The following is an 18,306-nucleotide window of genomic DNA, read 5'->3' on the forward strand; positions in this document are numbered from 1 at the left end:
TGTAATTTTGTTAGCCGGCTTATGCCTTCTCATCACTTTCGTTTTCCGCTATAGACAAGAAAAGCGAAAACGAGAGGCCCCCAAATGTATCTGTCGCCGCGTCATTCCGAAATCATCCAAATGGCCAAGGACAATGGCCGCGTGCTGGTCGACGATCTGGCAACGCATTTCAACGTGACTCCGCAGACCATCCGCAAGGACCTTAACGACCTGTGCGACCAGCGGCTGCTGTCGCGGATTCATGGCGGTGCGCTGTTCCCGTCCGGCATCGAAAACATGGAATATGAGGCGAGACGCAAGATCGCCGCCGAGGAGAAGGAGGCGATCGGCCGCGCAGCAGCCAGGCTTATCCCGGACAATGCCTCGCTGTTTATCAATATCGGCACCACGACGGAGTCGGTCAGCAAGGCGCTCCTTGATCATACCGGATTGATGGTCATCACCAATAATATCAATGTTGCCAACAGGATGCGCATCTACCCTTCCATCGAAGTCGTTATTGCAGGCGGGGTTGTGCGCGGCTCCGATGGCGGCGTGGTCGGCGAGGCGGCGGTCGATTTCATCAGGCAGTTCAAGGTCGACTACGCGGTGATCGGCGCCTCGGCGATCGACCATGACGGTGCGTTGCTCGATTTCGATTTTCGTGAAGTGAAGGTGGCGCAGGCGATCATCGCCAATGCCCGGCATGTCATCCTCGTTTCCGACCAGACCAAATTCGAGCGGACGGCGCCGGTCCGCATCGGCCATCTGTCGCAGGTCAACACCTTCATCACCGACCGTTGCGACATCCCGTCGGTACGCAAGATTTGCCAGGAGGCAGAGGTTCAGCTGATCGAAACGTCGCTCTCGTAAGGGTGCCGTAGCGGCAATTGCCGCTGTTTATATTTCGTTTGACATTCGTTCCCATTTCGAAATAATCCCACCACGGTTTCGTAAAAACCTAAAAATGCTGCAATGCGAAATCCGGGAGGACTTATTGTGGACGCACCCCCGATCCATGACATCTTCGTCATCGGTGGCGGTATCAACGGCTGCGGCATCGCCCGCGATGCGGTTGGGCGCGGCTTCTCGGTCTTCCTTGCCGAAATGAACGATCTGGCCAGCGGAACCTCCTCCGGCTCGACCAAACTGATCCATGGCGGCTTGCGCTATCTCGAGTTCTACGAATTCCGCCTGGTGCGCGAGGCGCTTATGGAGCGCGAAATTCTCTGGAAGAATGCGCCGCACATCATCTGGCCGATGCGCTTCGTGCTGCCCTATGCCAAGGGTTTGCGTCCGGCCTGGCTGATCAGGCTCGGCCTTTTCCTTTACGACCACATTGGCGGGCGCAAATTGCTGCCGGCGACCAAGACGCTGGACATGGCAAAGGACCCAGCCGGCAAGCCCCTGAAGCCGTTGTTTCGCAAGGCCTTCGAATATTCCGACGCCTGGGTCAACGATGCGCGGCTGGTGGCCCTGAACGCCCGCGACGCCGCCGATCGCGGCGCAACGATCCGAACCCGCACGAAAGTCATCGGCGCACGCCGTGAAGGCGAACTTTGGACGGTCAGGCTGGAAAACGCGCAGACCGGGGACACCGAGGAGGTCAAGGCGCGGCTTTTGGTCAACGCCGCCGGTCCATGGGTCGACCATGTGCTGTCTGCTACGTTCGGCTTGAACGAGGTGCACAATGTCCGGCTGGTACAGGGCAGCCATATCGTCATCGGCAAGAAGTTCGACGATCCGCGCGCCTATTTCTTCCAGAACAAGGATGGCCGCATCATCTTTGCTATCCCCTACGAGGAAGAGTTCACGCTGATCGGCACCACTGACCAGGACTATGCTGGCGACCCGCACGACGTGAAGATCAGCGACGCCGAGATCGATTATCTCTGTGCCGCGGCGAGCGAATATTTCGCGCAGCCGGTCAAGCGTTCGGACATCGTCTGGACCTATTCCGCCGTGCGCCCGCTTTATGACGACGGCGCCTCGAAGGCGCAGGAAGCAACCCGCGATTATGTGCTGAAGACCGACGGCGGCGAGGGCACGGCACCGATCATCAACACCTTCGGCGGCAAGATCACCACCTATCGCCGGCTGTCTGAATCGATGCTCGAGAAAATCGAGGGTTTTCTCGGCAAGCGCGGCAAGCGGTGGACGGCAAACGCGCCGCTGCCGGGCGGCGATTTCCCGGCCAGCGGTTTCGACGCCGAAGTGGAGAATCTGAAAACGGCCTATCCGTTCCTCGACGCACGTCTGGCGCGCCGCCTGAGCCGGCTTTACGGGACTCGCGCAAGAATGCTGCTGGGCCTCGCCAGATCGAATGCCGACCTTGGCCGCAACTTTGGCGCCGATCTCTATGAGGCCGAAGTGCGCTACCTCGTTCAAAATGAATGGGCGATGACGGCTGAAGATGTATTGTGGCGCAGGACCAAGCGCGGCCTGCATCTGAGCCGCGAGCAGACGGCAGCGCTCGACGAATTCATGCGCGGGATAAGCCGGCGCCATGTCGCGGCTGCCGAATAGTCATGCAGAAAGCCTGGGAGGAGGCATCATGCTGGAACTGAGAAACGTGACGAAGACGGTCGGGGCGACGGAGCATATACGCGACGTGTCGCTGACGCTTCAGCACGGCTCGCTCAATGTCCTTCTCGGGCCGACGCTTTCCGGCAAGACCAGCCTGATGCGGCTGATGGCCGGCCTTGATGTGCCGACATCCGGCTCGGTCTGGTTCGATGGCAAGGATGTCACCGGCATCCCGGTGCAGAAGCGCAACGTCGCCATGGTCTACCAGCAGTTCATCAATTATCCGGCGATGACCGTCTACGAGAACATCGCCTCGCCGCTGAGGGTGGCCGGGACCGAGCGGGCAAAGATCGACAAGGAGGTGCGCAGTGCGGCAGCCCTTCTCAAGCTGACGCCCTATCTCGACCGCACGCCGCTCAGCCTCTCCGGTGGCCAGCAGCAGCGCACCGCGCTGGCGCGCGCCATCGTCAAGAACGCCAGCCTCGTGCTGCTCGATGAGCCGCTCGCCAACCTCGACTATAAGCTGCGCGAGGAGCTGCGCGCTGAATTGCCGAAAATCTTCGCGGCGACCGGCACCATTTTCGTCTACGCCACTACGGAGCCGCACGAAGCCTTGCTGCTCGGCGGCAACACGGCGACGCTTTCCGAAGGCCGCATCACTCAGTTCGGCCCGACGATCGACGTCTTCCGCAGGCCGAACGACCTCGTCACGGCCAAGACTTTCGCCGATCCGCCGCTCAACACGATCGTGCTGAAGAAGAGCGGTTCGAGCTTCCTACTTGATGGTGGGGTGAACCTCCCGGTGCCGGTCGAGCTCGCCGGTATCGCCGATACGAGCTACACGATCGGCTTCCAGCCCCACCATCTCTCTCTTGCCCGGCCGAGCCCTTCGGCGGTTCCGGTGAGAGCCAAGGTGTCGGTCACCGAAATCACCGGTTCTGAAAGCTTTGTGCATCTCGATTTCGCCGACGTCCGCTGGGTGATGCTGGAGCACGGCATCCTGGTGTTCGAGCCGGACCAGACCATCGAGGTGTTCATCGATCCTCGGCACATCATGGTTTTCGACGCGAACGGCCGCTCGGCCGCGCCGCCACAGATGCTGGCGGCTTGAGGGAGGAGGGCACATGGCGCGCATCGACTGCAATCACATCCGCCACGCCTACGGGCCGCATCCGAAGTCGGACAAGGACTATGCGCTGAAGGAGGTGCATCACGCCTTCGAGGACGGCGGCGCCTATGCGCTGCTGGGGCCGTCGGGCTGCGGCAAGACCACGCTGCTCAACATTATTTCCGGCCTGTTGTATCCGTCGCATGGCGAGCTTCTGTTCGACGGCAAGGACGTTACCAATCTGTCGACGCAGGAGCGCAATATCGCGCAGGTGTTCCAGTTCCCGGTCATCTACGACACCATGACCGTCTACGACAATCTGGCCTTCCCGCTGCGCAACCGCGGCGTTCCAGAACCCGACGTCGACCGCAAGGTGCGCGAAACGCTGGAAATGACGGGGTTGGCCGATATGGCCAAGAGAAAGGCGAGGGGGCTGACCGCCGACCAGAAGCAGAAGATCTCGCTCGGGCGCGGGCTGGTGCGCTCCGATGTCAACGCGATCCTGTTCGACGAGCCGCTGACCGTCATCGACCCGCACATGAAGTGGGTGCTGCGCTCGCAACTGAAACAGCTGCACAGGCGCTTCGGTTTCACCATGGTCTATGTCACGCACGACCAGACCGAGGCGCTCACCTTCGCCGAAAACGTCGTCGTCATGTATGAGGGCGAGATCGTGCAGATCGGCTCTCCAGCCGAGCTGTTCGAGCGGCCCAAGCACACATTCGTCGGCTATTTCATCGGCTCGCCGGGCATGAACGTCATGCCGGTCGCGGTCGAAGGCAGGAGTGCGCGGCTCGGCAGCCAGACGATCGAATTGCCGGGCGCACCTAAAGCTGGAACCACAGGCGTGATCGAACTCGGCATCCGCCCCGAATATGTCAGGCTTGGCGCTAGCGGCATGCCGGTTTCAATCCGCAAGGTCGAGGATATCGGCCGCCACAAGGTGGTGCGCGCCAGTTTCGAAGGCCGCGACATCGCGGCGATCGTCGGCGAGGACGAGGACATTCCCGCCGATCCGAAGATCGCTTTCGACGCGGCCGGCATCAACATCTATGCCGATTCCTGGCGCGTCGAGATCGGAGGCTGAGCATGGAAAGGACCTGGAACAACAAGGCTTGGTTCATGGTGCTGCCGGTGCTCTTGCTGGTGGCTTTCTCGGCGATCATCCCGCTGATGACGGTCGTGAATTATTCGGTGCAAGACACTTTCGGCAACAACGTCTTCTTCTGGGCTGGCTCGGAATGGTTCGAAGAAATCCTGCATTCCGACCGTTTTTGGGAAGCGATGGGCCGCAACCTGGCGTTCTCGGCCATCATCCTCATCATCGAGATTCCGCTCGGCATCTTCATTGCGCTCAACATGCCGAAGAAGGGCTGGGGCGTTCCGGTCTGCCTGGTGCTGATGGCGTTGCCGCTGCTCATCCCGTGGAACGTCGTCGGCACGATCTGGCAGGTGTTCGGCCGCGTCGACATCGGTCTACTCGGATATTCGCTGCGGGCGCTCGGCTTCGACTACAACTATGTCAACGACCCGTTTGACGCCTGGATCACCGTCATCGTCATGGACGTCTGGCACTGGACGAGCCTCGTCGTCCTGCTCTGCTACGCAGGGTTGGTCTCGATCCCCGACGCCTATTACCAGGCGGCCAAGATCGACGGGGCGTCGCGCTGGGCGATCTTCCGCTACATCCAGCTGCCGAAGATGAACCGTGTGCTGCTGATCGCGGTTCTGCTGCGCTTCATGGACAGTTTCATGATCTACACCGAGCCGTTCGTCGTCACCGGCGGCGGGCCCGGCAACACCACCACTTTCTTGTCGATCGACCTGGTGAAGCTGGCCATCGGAGAGTTCAACCTCGGTGAGGCGGCGGCCATGTCGATCGTCTATTTCCTGATTATCATGCTCCTGTCCTGGGTGTTCTACACCGTCATGACAGCCTACGACGCGGAGCGGTGAAATGGCACACCTCGACGAAACCACGGCCAACGAACGAACGCTGATGCGGCAAACCCCCGCTACAGCGGAAGCGCAGACGGCGAACGCTACGCTGGCACGCAAGATGCGGCGGCGGGGTGAGGAGTCACGGTTCTGGTGGCTGGTGCCGACCATCTACATCATCTTCCTGATGTTGCCGATCTACTGGCTGGTCAACATGAGCTTCAAGAACAACCAGGAGATTCTCGGCGCCTTCTCGCTTTGGCCGAGAAACCCGACGCTTGCTAACTACGCGGTCATTTTCAATGATCCGTCCTGGTACAGGGGCTACATCAACTCCATCATCTATGTGGTTATGAACACGGTGATTTCGGTCGCCGTGGCGCTTCCGGCAGCATATGCCTTCTCGCGCTACCGTTTTCTCGGCGACAAGCACCTGTTCTTCTGGCTGCTCACCAACCGCATGGCGCCGCCGGCGGTGTTCGCGCTGCCGTTCTTCCAGCTCTATTCGGCTTTCGGCCTGATCGACACGCACATCGCGGTGGCGCTGGCGCACTGCCTATTCAACGTGCCGCTGGCGGTCTGGATTCTTGAAGGCTTCATGTCGGGCGTGCCGAAGGAAATCGACGAGACCGCCTATATCGACGGCTATTCCTTCCCACGCTTCTTCCTGAGGATATTCATGCCGCTGATCGCGAGCGGTGTAGGCGTGGCCTGCTTCTTCTGCTTCATGTTCTCGTGGGTCGAACTGCTGATCGCGCGGACGTTGACCACGACCGCCGCCAAGCCGATCGCCGCGATCATGACGCGCACCGTCTCGGCCTCGGGCCTCGACTGGGGTGTGCTGGCCGCAGCCGGCGTGCTCACCATCCTTCCGGGCGCGCTCGTGATCTGGTTCGTCCGCAACTACATCGCCAAAGGCTTTGCCTTGGGGAGGGTGTGATGAAACGAACGCACGAGTTCATACGCAACACCATCGCCAAGGGCTTTGCCCTGGGAGGGATGTGACATGAATCTCACCTGGATGGCATGGACGTTGCCGACGGCGATCTTTTTCATCACGATCCTGGCGCTGCTCTGCGGCATGGCGATCTGGGAGTACGTCTCGCCGGGCGGCAGTCCGCGGGTCGGCGTGCTGCGGTTCGAGACAACGCGCGGCGACCGTCTCTTTCTATCGCTGCTTGGCAGCGCCTTTATCCATCTCGCTTGGCTGGGTCTTGTCGGACCCAACCTGTGGTGGGCTCTCGCTCTCTCCGTGGTCTACGCCATCGGCGTGTTCCGCTACGTATAGAGGGGGAAACTGTTGGAGCGGCCGCGTGCCGGCGGCTGCTCCGATCGCACTTAAAACTGAAACAGTGGAGGAAACACATGAGACGGCAATTTTTGACATCAACGACTGCGCTTGTCCTGTTGCTCGGGGCAGGCAACGCCTATGCCGGAATGGACGAAGCCAAGGCGTTTCTCGACGCCGAGATCAAGGACATGTCGACGCTCGATCGCGCTGCCCAGGAAGCCGAGATGCAGTGGTTCATCGATGCCGCAAAACCCTTTGCGGGCATGGACATCAAGGTCGTCTCGGAAACCATCACGACGCACGAGTATGAATCGAAGACGCTGGCCAAGGCGTTCGCCGACATAACCGGCATCAAGATCACGCATGATCTGATCGGCGAAGGCGATGTCGTCGAGAAGCTGCAGACGCAGATGCAGTCGGGCGAAAACGTCTATGATGCCTATGTCAACGACTCCGACCTGATCGGCACCCATTGGCGCTACCAGCAGGCGCGCAGCCTGACCGACTGGATGGCGAACGAGGGCAAGGACGTCACCAACCCGAACCTCGATCTCGCCGACTTCATCGGCACCAAGTTCACGACGGCTCCGGACGGCGATCTTTATCAGCTGCCCGACCAGCAGTTCGCGAACCTCTACTGGTTCCGCTACGACTGGTTCAACGACGAGAAGAACAAGGCGGACTTCAAGGCGAAGTACGGCTACGACCTCGGCGTGCCGGTCAACTGGTCAGCCTATGAGGACATCGCCGAATTCTTCACCGGCCGCGAGATCGACGGCAAGAAGGTCTACGGCCACATGGACTACGGCAAGAAGGACCCGTCGCTCGGCTGGCGCTTCACCGATGCCTGGCTTTCGATGGCCGGCAATGGCGACAAGGGGCTGCCGAACGGTCTTCCGGTCGACGAATGGGGCATCAAGGTCGACGAGAAGTCGCGGCCGGTCGGCTCCTGCGTGGCTCGGGGCGGCGACACCAACGGTCCGGCGTCGGTCTATGCCATCCAGAAATATCTCGACTGGATGAAGGCCTACGCTCCGGCCGCGGCCCAGGGCATGACCTTCTCGGAATCCGGACCGGTGCCGGCGCAGGGCGAAATTGCCCAGCAGATGTTCATGTACACGGCCTTCACCGCCGATATGGTGAAGGACGGCCTTCCCGTCGTGAACGAGGACGGTACGCCAAAATGGCGCTTCGCTCCGTCGCCGCATGGCGTCTACTGGAAGGACGGCATGAAGCTCGGCTACCAGGACGTTGGTTCCTGGACGCTCCTCAAGTCGACGCCTGATGACCGCGCCAAGGCAGCCTGGCTTTACGCGCAGTTCGTCACCTCGAAGACCGTGGACGTGAAGAAAAGCCATGTCGGCCTGACGCTGATCCGCGAGAGTACGATCCAGCACAAGAGCTTCACGGACCGCGCCCCGAAGCTCGGCGGCCTGATCGAGTTCTACCGCTCGCCGGCCCGCGTCCAGTGGTCGCCGACGGGTACGAACGTTCCTGACTATCCGAAGCTGGCACAGCTTTGGTGGCAGGCGATCGGCGACGCCTCGTCGGGTGCCAAAACCCCGCAGGAGGCGATGGACTCGCTCTGCGCCGAGCAGGAAAAGGTGCTTGAGCGCCTCGAGCGCGCCGGCGTGCAGGGCGACATCGGACCGAAGCTCGCCGAGGAAAAGACCCTCGAAGAGTGGAACGCTGATGCCGTCTCCAAAGGCAATCTCGCGCCGCAGCTGAAGATCGAGCCGGAGAAGGACAAGGCGCAGACCATCAACTACGACGAGCTGGTCAAGAGCTGGAGCAACTGAGCATCGATCCGGGCGTTCGCGCCCGCATCGCTACAATCGGGGGAGGCGGCATCGTGCCGTCTCCCCTGTTTGCGCCAAGGGAGTGGGGCTGAGGGAGTGAGAATGAGTGGCTTTATCCTTGCAATTGACCAGGGAACGACATCGAGCCGGGCGATCTTGTTCGATCCCGAAATGAAGGTCGTAGGCAGCGGGCAGAAGGAATTTACCCAGCATTATCCGGCTTCCGGCTGGGTCGAGCACGATCCGGAGGAAATCTGGTCGAGTGTCGTGGCGACGGTGAAGGCTGCGATGAACAGCGCCGGCCGCGATGCGTCGGATGTCGCGGCGATCGGCATTACCAACCAGCGCGAGACCGTCGTCATCTGGGACAGGGCGACCGGCAAGCCGATCCATAACGCGATTGTCTGGCAAGACCGCCGCACCGCGCCGCTGTGCCAGAAATTGAAGAAGCAGGGACTGGAGAAGAAGTTCACCAGAAAGACCGGCCTGCTGCTCGATCCCTATTTCTCCGGCACCAAGATCGCCTGGATGCTGGACAAGGTGAAGGGCGCGAGGAAACGCGCCGCCAAGGGCGAATTGCTGGCCGGCACTATCGACAGCTTTCTGATCTGGCGGCTGACCGGCGGCAAGGTTCACGCTACCGATGCCACCAATGCCTCGCGAACGCTGGTCTACAACATCGAAAAGAATGCCTGGGACGACGAGCTTCTGGCCATTCTCGGCATACCGGGAAAAATGCTGCCGCAGGTGAAGGATTGCGCTGACGACTATGGAATCACAGAGAAAAGCCTGTTCGGTGCAGAGATAAGAATCCTCGGCGTGGCTGGCGACCAGCATGCGGCGACCATCGGCCAAGCCTGTTTCGAGCCGGGCATGATGAAGTCCACCTATGGCACCGGCTGCTTCGCGCTGCTCAACACCGGCAGCGATCTGGTGCGCTCGAAGAACCGGTTGTTGACGACCATTGCCTACAGGCTGAACGGCAAGACCACTTATGCGCTGGAAGGCTCGATCTTCATCGCTGGTGCGGCCGTGCAATGGCTGCGCGACGGCATCAAGGTGATCGGCAAGGCCGAGCAGAGCGGCGTGCTGGCGGCGAGCGCCGACCCGACTCAAGAGGTGTATCTAGTGCCGGCTTTCGTTGGGCTTGGCGCGCCGCATTGGGACGCCGAGGCGCGCGGCGCCATCTTCGGGCTGACCCGGAATTCGGGCCCGGCTGAATTTGCCCGGGCCGCATTGGAATCCGTGGCCTTCCAGACGCGTGACCTGCTCGACGCGATGCGCAAGGACTGGAAGGGCTCGTCAGCGAAGACCGTTCTCAGGGTCGATGGCGGGATGGTGGCGTCGAACTGGACCTTGCAGCGGCTGGCCGACATCCTCGATGCGCCGGTCGACCGTCCGACCATCCTGGAGACGACGGCGCTTGGCGCGGCATGGCTGGCCGGCTCGAAGGCGGGTGTCTGGCCGAAGACAAGGGAATTCGCCAAGAGCTGGGCGCTCGAACGGCGGTTTCAGCCGGATATGAATGTTTCGGTCCGTTCCGCAAAACTCGCCGGCTGGCGCGACGCCGTGCGCAGGACGCTAAGCACGATTTAGATTCTTAGATTCGCGCACCAAAAAGCCTGCGCCGGTGCCGGCGCAGGCTCTTCAACAATCTTTGTTCAACTCTGCCCGGCGTATCAATAGGGCGAGATGCACTGCCGGCGGGGGCCGTAGTAAGGCTGATACGTGTTGTCATACGCCCGGTAGGATCTGTAGCGGCTGTAGCACCACTCCACGTGTGAACCGCCTCGATAGACGGGGCGGTACTGGTTGTTGATGATCGCGCCGGTGATCAGCGCGCCAGTGGCGAAGGCCGCCAGCGGGAACCAGTAGTCGTTGTAGCGACGATAGCCGGGGCGATAATAGCGATAGCCGCGATAGCCGCGCCAATACCTGAAATCGTCACCGGCGAAACGACGAAAATCGCGGCGGGAAAAATCGCGACGGGCAAAATCGCGACGGAAATCACGGCGGAAGTCGCCGCGGCGGAAGTCGCGACGGAAATCGCGGCGTGAAAAATCGCGATCGCCGTCGAAACGCCTCCAACGCCTGTGGTCGACGGTCTGGACATCCGACGAGACATTCTGGCCTAGCGGCACGTAGATGGGCTGGGCGTTGACGGGCACGATCTCTGCTACAGCGAATGACGCTGACAGCGCGGTCGCCAGCAAGCCCGACATGATCCTGTTCATGGTCTTCTCCTTGAACGCGTCGTCCCTTGTGCCGATGAAAACGGGCAGGTTGCGCAATTGTTCCGCGAGAAATAGCAAGCTGCTGATTTGTAATGCATCTCGGCTTTCGTGCGAGACAGCCACGCCGATCTTGTCGACACGGTTTGCGAGGCGTCAGGAGACCGCGAAAAGCCCGGCTTGCAAGCCCTCTTTTTCCGGTTGACCGGTCGCGGCACTCTCCCTATGTTCCGCGCAATTTCGAGGGCGGCATTCTGAGCCCGCGGGAGCGCGTAGCTCAGCCGGTAGAGCAACTGACTTTTAATCAGTAGGTCCAGGGTTCGAATCCCTGCGCGCTCACCATTTTTTCATGTGTAACATCAATATGTTAGCGTTTTGGCTGCTGGAGCAGAGCCGGAACCTGTGCGACTGTTGCGACCCGTGCGACTGCAAAAAGCCGCACGAGCCGTTCGCTTCCTGTTCCCCGTCTAAAGCGAGGTGCTTTATGACGTCTTGGGTTTTCTAGCGGCGTCGAGCCAGGTTCTTCAAGAATCGCCCCGATTATACCACCGAGACATTCCCGCCGGCGTGGCGCTCCAGCCGGCCGGCGAGGTCGAGTTCCAGCAGCACCATGAAAACCTGGGCGGGATGCAGGCCGGTGTGGCGGATGATTTCGTCGACCGCCACCGGCGTTGGGCCAAGCGCTTCGATGACGCGGGCACGGTCGTCTTCGCCGGGTGGCGGTGTTGCCGAAAAGTCGGGCGGCTCTCCAAGTGGCGGCGTCCTTGGCGCCAGTGCGCCGACCAGCGGCGCGATCGCACCGGTAATGTCCGATGCTTCGGTGACCAGGGTGGCGCCGTCCTTGAGCAAGGCGTTGGTGCCGGCGGCGCGCGGATCGAGCGGCGAGCCGGGGACGGCGAAGACCAGCCGGCCCATCTCGCCGGCAAGCCTGGCGCTGATCACCGAGCCGGAGCGTTGCGCCGCCTCGACCACGACCAGCCCCAATGCAGCACCTGCGACGAGGCGGTTGCGGCGCGGAAAATCCTGGGCGCGCGGCTGCCATCCGAACGGCATCTCTGAAATGATGGCGCCGCCGCGCTCGGCAATCTCGTTACAGAGTTCGGCATTCTCGGGCGGGTAGGGCAGGTCGAGGCCGCCGGCCAGCACGCCGATCGTGCCGGTCGCAAGGCTGCCCTGATGTGCTGCCGTGTCGATGCCGCGCGCCAGACCGGAGACGATGCCGTAGCCGTCGCGGCCGAGTTCGGCGGCGAGCGTTCGCGCCATCTTGATGCCGGCCAGCGAGGCGTTGCGGGCGCCGACGATGGCGATTGCCGGCAGCCGAAACACCGCGCCTTCGCCTTTGACCGCGAGCAGCGGCGGCGGATGGTCCATGCTTTTCATCAGCGGTGGATAGTCGCCTTCGCCGATGCCGACGAAGCGGGCGCCGGCGCGCCGGGCTGTCTCCACTTCCGCCTCGGCCTCCGCAATCGACGGGATGCGGACGATCTTTCTGGCGCCTCCCGAAATCATCAGCTCGGGCAGCATCTCGAGCGCCGTCTCGGCCGAGCCGAAACGGTTGATCAGGTCGCGAAAGGTGGCCGGGCCGACATTCGGCGTGCGGATCAAACGAAGCCAGCTCAACCGCTGCCGGTCGCTGAGCCGCGGCCCGGCGGCGCGCTGGCTCACTCCCTGGCTCCGATCTTGCCCTCGGTGCCGGCCAGCAGCCGCGTGATGTTGGCGCGGTGTTTTATGATGACGATCAGGCTCATCAGCGCGAACAGCCCGGCAATCTCAGGCGTGCTGAGGACATAGAGCGCGATCGGCACGACGACTGCTGCCGTCAGCGCGGCCAGCGAGGAATAGCGGAACAAGAAAGCGACGGCCAGCCAGACGACGGCGAAGATCAGTGCCACCTGCCAGGCCAATGCAATCAGCACGCCGAGATAGGTGGCGACCCCCTTGCCGCCCTTGAAACCGAGCCAGACCGGAAACAGATGGCCGAAAAAGGCGCCGAGGCCGGCCCAGGGCCCGAGCTCCGGTGCAAAGCGACCGGCGATCAGCACGGCCGCCGTGCCTTTCAGCGCGTCGAGCAGCAGCGTGGCGGCGGCCAGGCCCTTGTTGCCGGTGCGCAGCACATTGGTGGCGCCGATATTGCCGGAGCCGATATTGCGGACGTCGCCAAGACCGGCGGCACGTGTGATCAGGAGCCCGAACGGGATCGAGCCGAGCAGATAGCCGAACACCAGCGCCAAGACGATGCCGTAAGCCATTGTTCCCCCAGATATGCCCTAAAGCGCGTCGCGTTTGACCCGCCTCAGCGACGCGCTTTAGGTTACTGTTTTATGCATGTCGTTATCGCAAAACCGCTGCACACTTTTTGCGCGACATGCATTAGGCTGAAAACACTGTGCGGCCCGCCATCATCGTTTGCAAGACCTTGCCCTGCAGCCGCGCGCCTTCGAAACAGGTGTTTTTCGAGCGCGAACGGATACCGCTTTCGCTGACGATCCATGGCTCGTCGAGATCGACCAGCGCAAGATCGGCGATCGCGCCTGGCTTCAGCGTGCCGCCGGGCAGGCCGAGCAGTCTTGCCGGCGCGGTGGACAAGGTCTCGACCAATCTAAGCAGCGTCACGTCGCCATTGTGATAAAGCCGCAGCGCCGCACCCAGCAGCGTTTCCAGCCCGATGGCGCCGGCCGCGGCGTCGGCGAAAGGCAGGCGCTTGGTGTCGACGTCCTGCGGGTCGTGCGAGGAGACTATGATGTCGACCGTGCCGTCCTTGACCGCCTCGATCATCGCCAGCCGGTCTTCCTCGGCGCGAAGCGGCGGCGTCAGCCGGAAGAAGGTGCGGTATTCGCCGACATCGTTCTCGTTGAGCGACAGATTGTGGATCGACACGCCTGCTGTGACATTCGCGCCGTCGGCTTTCGCCCGCGTTACCGCGTTTGCCGCCATGGCCGTCGAGATCTTGGCCGCGTGATAGGCGCCGCCGGTCAGCCGCGCCAGCGCAAGGTCACGCTCCAGCGGAATGGACTCGGCCTCGCGCGGAATGCCGGCGAGTCCGAGCCAGCTGGCATAGAGGCCTTCGTTCATGACGCCTGATGAGGCGAGGTCGGCGTCTTGGGTTTCATGCGCGATCACGCCGCCGAAATCGCGCGCATAGGTCAGCGCGCGGCGCATCACCAGTGCGCTTGATATGGTGTGCCGCCCGTCGGTGAAGGCAACCGCGCCGGCTTCGCGCAGCAGGCCGAATTCGGTCATCTCGCGGCCCTCGAGGCCCTTGGTGATCGCCGCCGCCGGAAAGATGTTGACGATGGCCGTATCCTTGGCAGTGCGCAGCACGAATTCGACCAGCGCGACATTGTCGATCACCGGGTCGGTGTCGGGCATCATGACGATGGAAGTGACGCCGCCGGCCGCCGCCGCCAAGCTGGCCGAAGCGATGGTTTCGCGGTGCTCGCCGCCCGGCTCGCCGATGAAGACGCGCGCATCGATCAGGCCCGGGATGAGTGCTTTGCCGGCGCAGTCGATGACGGTAGCATCTTGCGGAGCGCCCTGGTTCAAGGCCGACTTGCCGGCAGCGACGATCTTGCGGCCCTCGACAATGACGGTGCCGACCTCGTCAATGCCGCGCGACGGATCGATGATGCGGGCCCGGCTGAAGACCGTTGTGCTCATCGGGCAACTTCGCGGTTGCGGCGGGGGTCGAGCAGCGCTTCCATCACTGCCATGCGCACGGCAACACCCATCTCCACCTGTTGCTGGATGACGCTCTGCGGCCCGTCGGCGATTTCCGAGGCGATCTCGACGCCGCGGTTCATCGGGCCGGGATGCATGACCAGCGCGCCGTCCTTGGCCGCTTTCAGCTTCTCGGCGTCGAGGCCGAAATAGTGGAAATATTCGCGCACCGAAGGCACGAAGGCGCCTTCCATGCGCTCGCGCTGCAGCCGCAGCATCATCACCACATCCGCGTCCTTGAGCCCTTCGGCCATCGAACGGGTGACGATCACGCCCATTTTCTCGATGCCGGCGGGCAGAAGCGTCGACGGCGCCACGACGCGGACCTGGGCGCCGAGCGCATTGAGCAGTATGATGTTGGAACGCGCCACGCGCGAATGCAGGATGTCGCCACAGATCGCCACGATCAGCTTCGACAGCTGGCCCCTGGCGCGGCGGATGGTCAGCGCGTCGAGCAGCGCCTGCGTCGGGTGCTCATGGGGGCCGTCGCCGGCATTGATCACCGAGCAGCCGACCTTTTGCGCCAGCAGTGCGGCGGCACCCGCCGACTGGTGGCGGATGATCAATATGTCCGGGCGCATGGCGTTCAGCGTCATCGCCGTGTCGATCAGCGTCTCGCCCTTCTTCACCGAAGAGCTCGCCACCGACATGTTCATGACGTCGGCGCCTAGCCGTTTTCCGGCCAGCTCGAACGACGACTGCGTGCGGGTCGAGGCTTCGTAAAAGAGGTTGATCTGGGTGCGGCCGCGCAGCGTCGAGGTCTTCTTCTCCGACTGCCGCGAGATCGCGACCGCCCGGTCCGCCTTGTCCAGCAAAAGCTCGATGTCGGCGGGGGAAAGATCGCGGATGCCCAGAAGATGGCGGTGAGGATAGAGTGGCAGGGACGAAGCGTCGGTCATCTCAAGGCGCTGCTATAGGGTGGAGGACCTTTGGCTGCAAGCACCAGCTTTGGATTGCGGTCTTTCTCCCCGGTATTTTCGTCGCGCGCGTTGCGCGGCTTGGGCTATAAACCGCTACTGGCTTCGGATTCGTGGCCTTGTGATGATAAGGACAGTGCGTGACCGACGACGTGACGAACCAGCCGCCGCCGCTGGCAGGCGGCAACGCCTGGCGGGGCGATCCGTTGCTGATCCAGCTTGCCGAGCGTTTTTCCGATCCGGTGCGCAAAGATCTCGATGGGCTTGGCCGTTTCGTGCTGACGCAGGAGGCGCAGGAACTGGCTCGCCTGGCCAATGTCGAGACGCCGAAGCTCAGGACCCATGACCGGCAGGGCCGGCGCATCGATCTGGTCGAGTTTCATCCAGCCTATCACGCACTGATGCGCCGGTCGGTGGCGAACGGGCTGCATTCGTCGGTCTGGGAAAATGGCGATGCCGAGATCGGCCGCCGTCATCAGGTGCGCGCCGCGCGTTTCTACCTGACGGCCGAGCTCGAAACCGGGCATCTCTGTCCCATCACCATGACCAGCGCATCGCTGGCAGCGCTGATGGCAGGCCCGAAGCTGTTTCGCGAATGGGCGCCGCGGGTGACGACACGCAAATACGACCAGGGCCAAAAGCCGCCGGTCGAAAAAACCGGGCTGACGCTCGGCATGGGCATGACCGAGAAGCAGGGCGGCACCGATGTCCGCGCCAACATCACCAGGGCCGAGCGGGCCGGCAGCAGCTTCTATCGGCTGACCGGCCACAAATGGTTCATGTCAGCGCCGATGTCGGATGCGTTCCTGGTGCTTGGACAGGCGCCGGAAGGACTTTCGTGCTTTCTCGTTCCCCGCATTCTCGGCGATGGTTCGGGCAACGGCTTCCGCTTCCAGCGGCTGAAGGACAAGCTCGGCAACCGTTCCAACGCCTCGTCCGAAGTGGAGTTCGTCAACGCCATCGGCGAGATGGTCGGCGAGCCCGGGGCGGGCGTGAAAACGATCATGGACATGGTGACGCTGACCCGGCTCGACTGCGCGATCGCCTCTTCGGCGATCATGCGTGCCGGCCTGGCCGAGGCCGTCCACCACACCCGTCATCGCCAGGTGTTTGGAACCAATCTGATCGAGCAGCCGCTGATGCAGCGCGTGCTGGCCGACATGGCGCTGGACGTCGCCGCGGCCACCGCGCTGTCGTTCCGGCTGGCGCGCTCCTTCGACGAAGCGGCCGGCGACCGCGGCGAGGCGGCCTTCGCTCGCGCCATGACGCCGGTCGTAAAGTACTGGGTCTGCAAGATCGCACCATCGCTGCTCTACGAAGCGATGGAGTGCCTCGGCGGCAATGGCTATGTCGAGGAGGCGCCGCTCGCCCGCTACTATCGCGAAGCTCCGGTCAACGCGATCTGGGAGGGATCCGGCAACGTCATGGCGCTCGACGTGCTGCGCGTGCTGGGGCGTGCACCCGGCCTGTTCGAGGAGGTGCTGGCCGGCATCGATCGCGATCTCGGCGCCGGCGGACGCGGCACCGTCGGTGTACTCAAGGCGGCAATGCAGGTCGCGGCAACCGACGAGGGCTCGGCCCGCCTGCTCACCGAGCAACTGGCGCTGTCGGCGGCTGCGGCGGAGCTTCGCAGGCTGGGGGCAGGGCGGATCGCCGACGCCTTCGTCGAGACGCGCCTCGCCGGCCAGTGGCGCAACACCTATGGCATGCTCGATTCGCGCCATGACGCGCGTATGATCATCGATACGCTCTATCCGCCGACGAACTGAGCCGCCAGCAGCAGTACAACCGGGATGGTCGCGAAGGAAGCAAGCGTCTGCAGCGTCGTAACCGTAGCGTAAAGCTCGGCGTCGCCGCCCATCTGCTTGGCCAGCACATAACCGTTCATGGCGGTCGGCACGGCGCCGCACAGGATGAGAAACAGCAATTCCTCGCCGGTGACGCCAAGCAGGAGCGAAATGACCAGCAGCAGCGCCGGAAATACCGCCAGCTTGACCGCAACCGGGACGAGGATAGCGATCCTGGGCTTGACCAGGCTGTCGAGCCTCAGGCCCGCACCAATGCCGACGAGGCCAAGCCCAAGCGCGGCCTGGCCGATCAGCTGAAGCGTCTTGTTGACCGGCGCAAAAAGTTCGAAGGGCAGCGCGCGCAGCAGAAGACCGCCGGCAGCCGCGATCACCATTGGATTGGTCGCCATGCGGCGGATCATCGTCGGCCAGTTGGCCGTCCTGTCGGCGAAGCGTGTAACCACGAAAACCGTCACAAGATTGATCGGCAGGATGATGATCGCCATCACCAGCGCGACGACAGCCATGCCGGCGGGCGGAAACAGTTTCTGGGCAATGGCCAGCGCCATGAAACCGTTCCAGCGGATCGACGTTTGGAAAATCGACGAGAATTCGGCCGCTCCGGCAAGACCGGCCTTGCGAAGAAACGGCCACAATGACAGCACGAACACAAACATCAGCGGCACGGTGATCGCCAGCGCCAGCATCATGTCATCCAGCTGCAGGCCGGTGAAATCGGCGTTTACGATCGTCACGAGAATCAGTGTCGGATAGAAGAACCAGTAGCCCAACTGGTCGATGCCGTGCCAGCCGGCCGGATCGATCACGTCGACGCGCCGAAGAATATTCCCGCACAGGATAAGCAGGAAGATCGGCAGGATGCTTTCGAACGTGGCTTGCATGGAAGCGTCTCGGAGGGAGACGGTGCCATAGCAGGCATTGCCGGCATGTAAAGCGCCACGACCGGCGCTGTCGTGCTCCTGCGAACGCCCGTTAACCTTAATAAATGGTTT

At 62.5% G+C, this 18,306-nt stretch carries 16 protein-coding genes and 1 tRNA gene; 11 read left to right on the forward strand and 6 right to left on the reverse strand.

Features of this window, described 5'->3' with window-relative positions; genetic code table 11:
* The first annotated feature begins 84 nt into the window (after positions 1-84).
* From A9K68_RS17785 to glpK, 9 genes are all read left to right on the forward strand, one after another.
* Complete coding sequence (locus A9K68_RS17785) at positions 85-852, forward strand: DeoR/GlpR family DNA-binding transcription regulator (RefSeq protein ID WP_029352850.1); 768 nt, start codon at positions 85-87, stop codon at positions 850-852.
* Positions 853-978: 126 nt separating this feature from the next.
* Complete coding sequence (gene glpD, locus A9K68_RS17790; protein WP_065009642.1) at positions 979-2,505, forward strand: glycerol-3-phosphate dehydrogenase; 1,527 nt, start codon at positions 979-981, stop codon at positions 2,503-2,505.
* Positions 2,506-2,533: 28 nt separating this feature from the next.
* A complete protein-coding gene (locus tag A9K68_RS17795; RefSeq protein ID WP_065009641.1) occupies positions 2,534-3,616 on the forward strand; it encodes an ABC transporter ATP-binding protein in 1,083 nt (360 codons plus the stop codon).
* A 13-nt stretch (positions 3,617-3,629) separates the two neighbouring features.
* A complete protein-coding gene (locus tag A9K68_RS17800; protein WP_065009555.1) occupies positions 3,630-4,700 on the forward strand; it encodes an ABC transporter ATP-binding protein in 1,071 nt (356 codons plus the stop codon).
* 2 nt (positions 4,701-4,702) lie between these two features.
* Positions 4,703-5,569, forward strand: a complete 867-nt coding sequence (locus tag A9K68_RS17805) for a sugar ABC transporter permease (RefSeq protein ID WP_065009556.1) — start codon at positions 4,703-4,705, stop codon at positions 5,567-5,569.
* Position 5,570: 1 nt separating this feature from the next.
* On the forward strand, positions 5,571-6,491 hold the full coding sequence (locus tag A9K68_RS17810; RefSeq protein WP_203546849.1) for a carbohydrate ABC transporter permease: 921 nt from the start codon (positions 5,571-5,573) through the stop codon (positions 6,489-6,491).
* Positions 6,492-6,557: 66 nt separating this feature from the next.
* Entirely contained in the window at positions 6,558-6,839 is a 282-nt protein-coding gene (locus A9K68_RS17815; protein ID WP_065009557.1) for a DUF2160 domain-containing protein, read from the forward strand.
* A gap of 77 nt (positions 6,840-6,916) precedes the next feature.
* Positions 6,917-8,641: an ABC transporter substrate-binding protein gene (locus A9K68_RS17820; RefSeq protein WP_065009558.1), complete on the forward strand. Its 1,725-nt coding sequence runs from the start codon at positions 6,917-6,919 to the stop codon at positions 8,639-8,641.
* A 102-nt stretch (positions 8,642-8,743) separates the two neighbouring features.
* The gene (glpK, locus tag A9K68_RS17825; protein ID WP_065009559.1) at positions 8,744-10,237 is read left to right on the forward strand and encodes a glycerol kinase GlpK; all 1,494 of its coding nucleotides are present in this window, start codon (positions 8,744-8,746) and stop codon (positions 10,235-10,237) included.
* Between the two features lie 83 nt (positions 10,238-10,320).
* Here glpK and A9K68_RS17830 read toward each other — a convergent pair whose 3' ends face one another.
* The gene (locus A9K68_RS17830) at positions 10,321-10,875 is read right to left on the reverse strand and encodes a BA14K family protein (RefSeq protein WP_065009644.1); all 555 of its coding nucleotides are present in this window, start codon (positions 10,873-10,875) and stop codon (positions 10,321-10,323) included.
* 263 nt (positions 10,876-11,138) lie between these two features.
* Between A9K68_RS17830 and A9K68_RS17835 the strand changes: the two genes are divergently transcribed.
* Positions 11,139-11,214: transfer RNA gene (locus A9K68_RS17835), tRNA-Lys, on the forward strand.
* A gap of 198 nt (positions 11,215-11,412) precedes the next feature.
* On the opposite strand, the gene dprA is transcribed toward A9K68_RS17835, so the two are convergent.
* The 4 genes from dprA to A9K68_RS17855 all read right to left on the reverse strand — a co-directional run bounded on the left by dprA (position 11,413) and on the right by A9K68_RS17855 (position 15,488).
* Entirely contained in the window at positions 11,413-12,537 is a 1,125-nt protein-coding gene (gene dprA / locus A9K68_RS17840; RefSeq protein ID WP_065009560.1) for a DNA-processing protein DprA, read from the reverse strand.
* A complete protein-coding gene (plsY, locus tag A9K68_RS17845; RefSeq protein ID WP_065009561.1) occupies positions 12,534-13,121 on the reverse strand; it encodes a glycerol-3-phosphate 1-O-acyltransferase PlsY in 588 nt (195 codons plus the stop codon). The genes dprA and plsY overlap by 4 nt, the downstream gene beginning before the upstream one ends.
* A gap of 121 nt (positions 13,122-13,242) precedes the next feature.
* On the reverse strand, positions 13,243-14,529 hold the full coding sequence (locus A9K68_RS17850; RefSeq protein WP_065009562.1) for a dihydroorotase: 1,287 nt from the start codon (positions 14,527-14,529) through the stop codon (positions 13,243-13,245).
* Entirely contained in the window at positions 14,526-15,488 is a 963-nt protein-coding gene (locus A9K68_RS17855) for an aspartate carbamoyltransferase catalytic subunit (protein WP_065009563.1), read from the reverse strand. Before A9K68_RS17855 ends, A9K68_RS17850 begins: the two co-directional genes overlap by 4 nt.
* 158 nt (positions 15,489-15,646) lie before the next feature.
* Between A9K68_RS17855 and A9K68_RS17860 the strand changes: the two genes are divergently transcribed.
* Positions 15,647-17,275, forward strand: coding sequence for a DNA alkylation response protein (locus tag A9K68_RS17860; protein ID WP_065009564.1), 1,629 nt, complete (start codon positions 15,647-15,649; stop codon positions 17,273-17,275).
* On the opposite strand, the gene A9K68_RS17865 is transcribed toward A9K68_RS17860, so the two are convergent.
* Positions 17,257-18,195 (reverse strand): AEC family transporter, encoded by a 939-nt coding sequence (locus tag A9K68_RS17865; RefSeq protein ID WP_065009565.1) that lies wholly within the window; start codon positions 18,193-18,195, stop codon positions 17,257-17,259. The genes A9K68_RS17860 and A9K68_RS17865 overlap by 19 nt on opposite strands.
* Positions 18,196-18,306: the final 111 nt, after the last annotated feature.

Origin of the sequence: Mesorhizobium sp. AA22 (assembly GCF_001672375.2) — a bacterium.
GTDB lineage: Bacteria > Pseudomonadota > Alphaproteobacteria > Rhizobiales > Rhizobiaceae > Mesorhizobium > Mesorhizobium wenxiniae.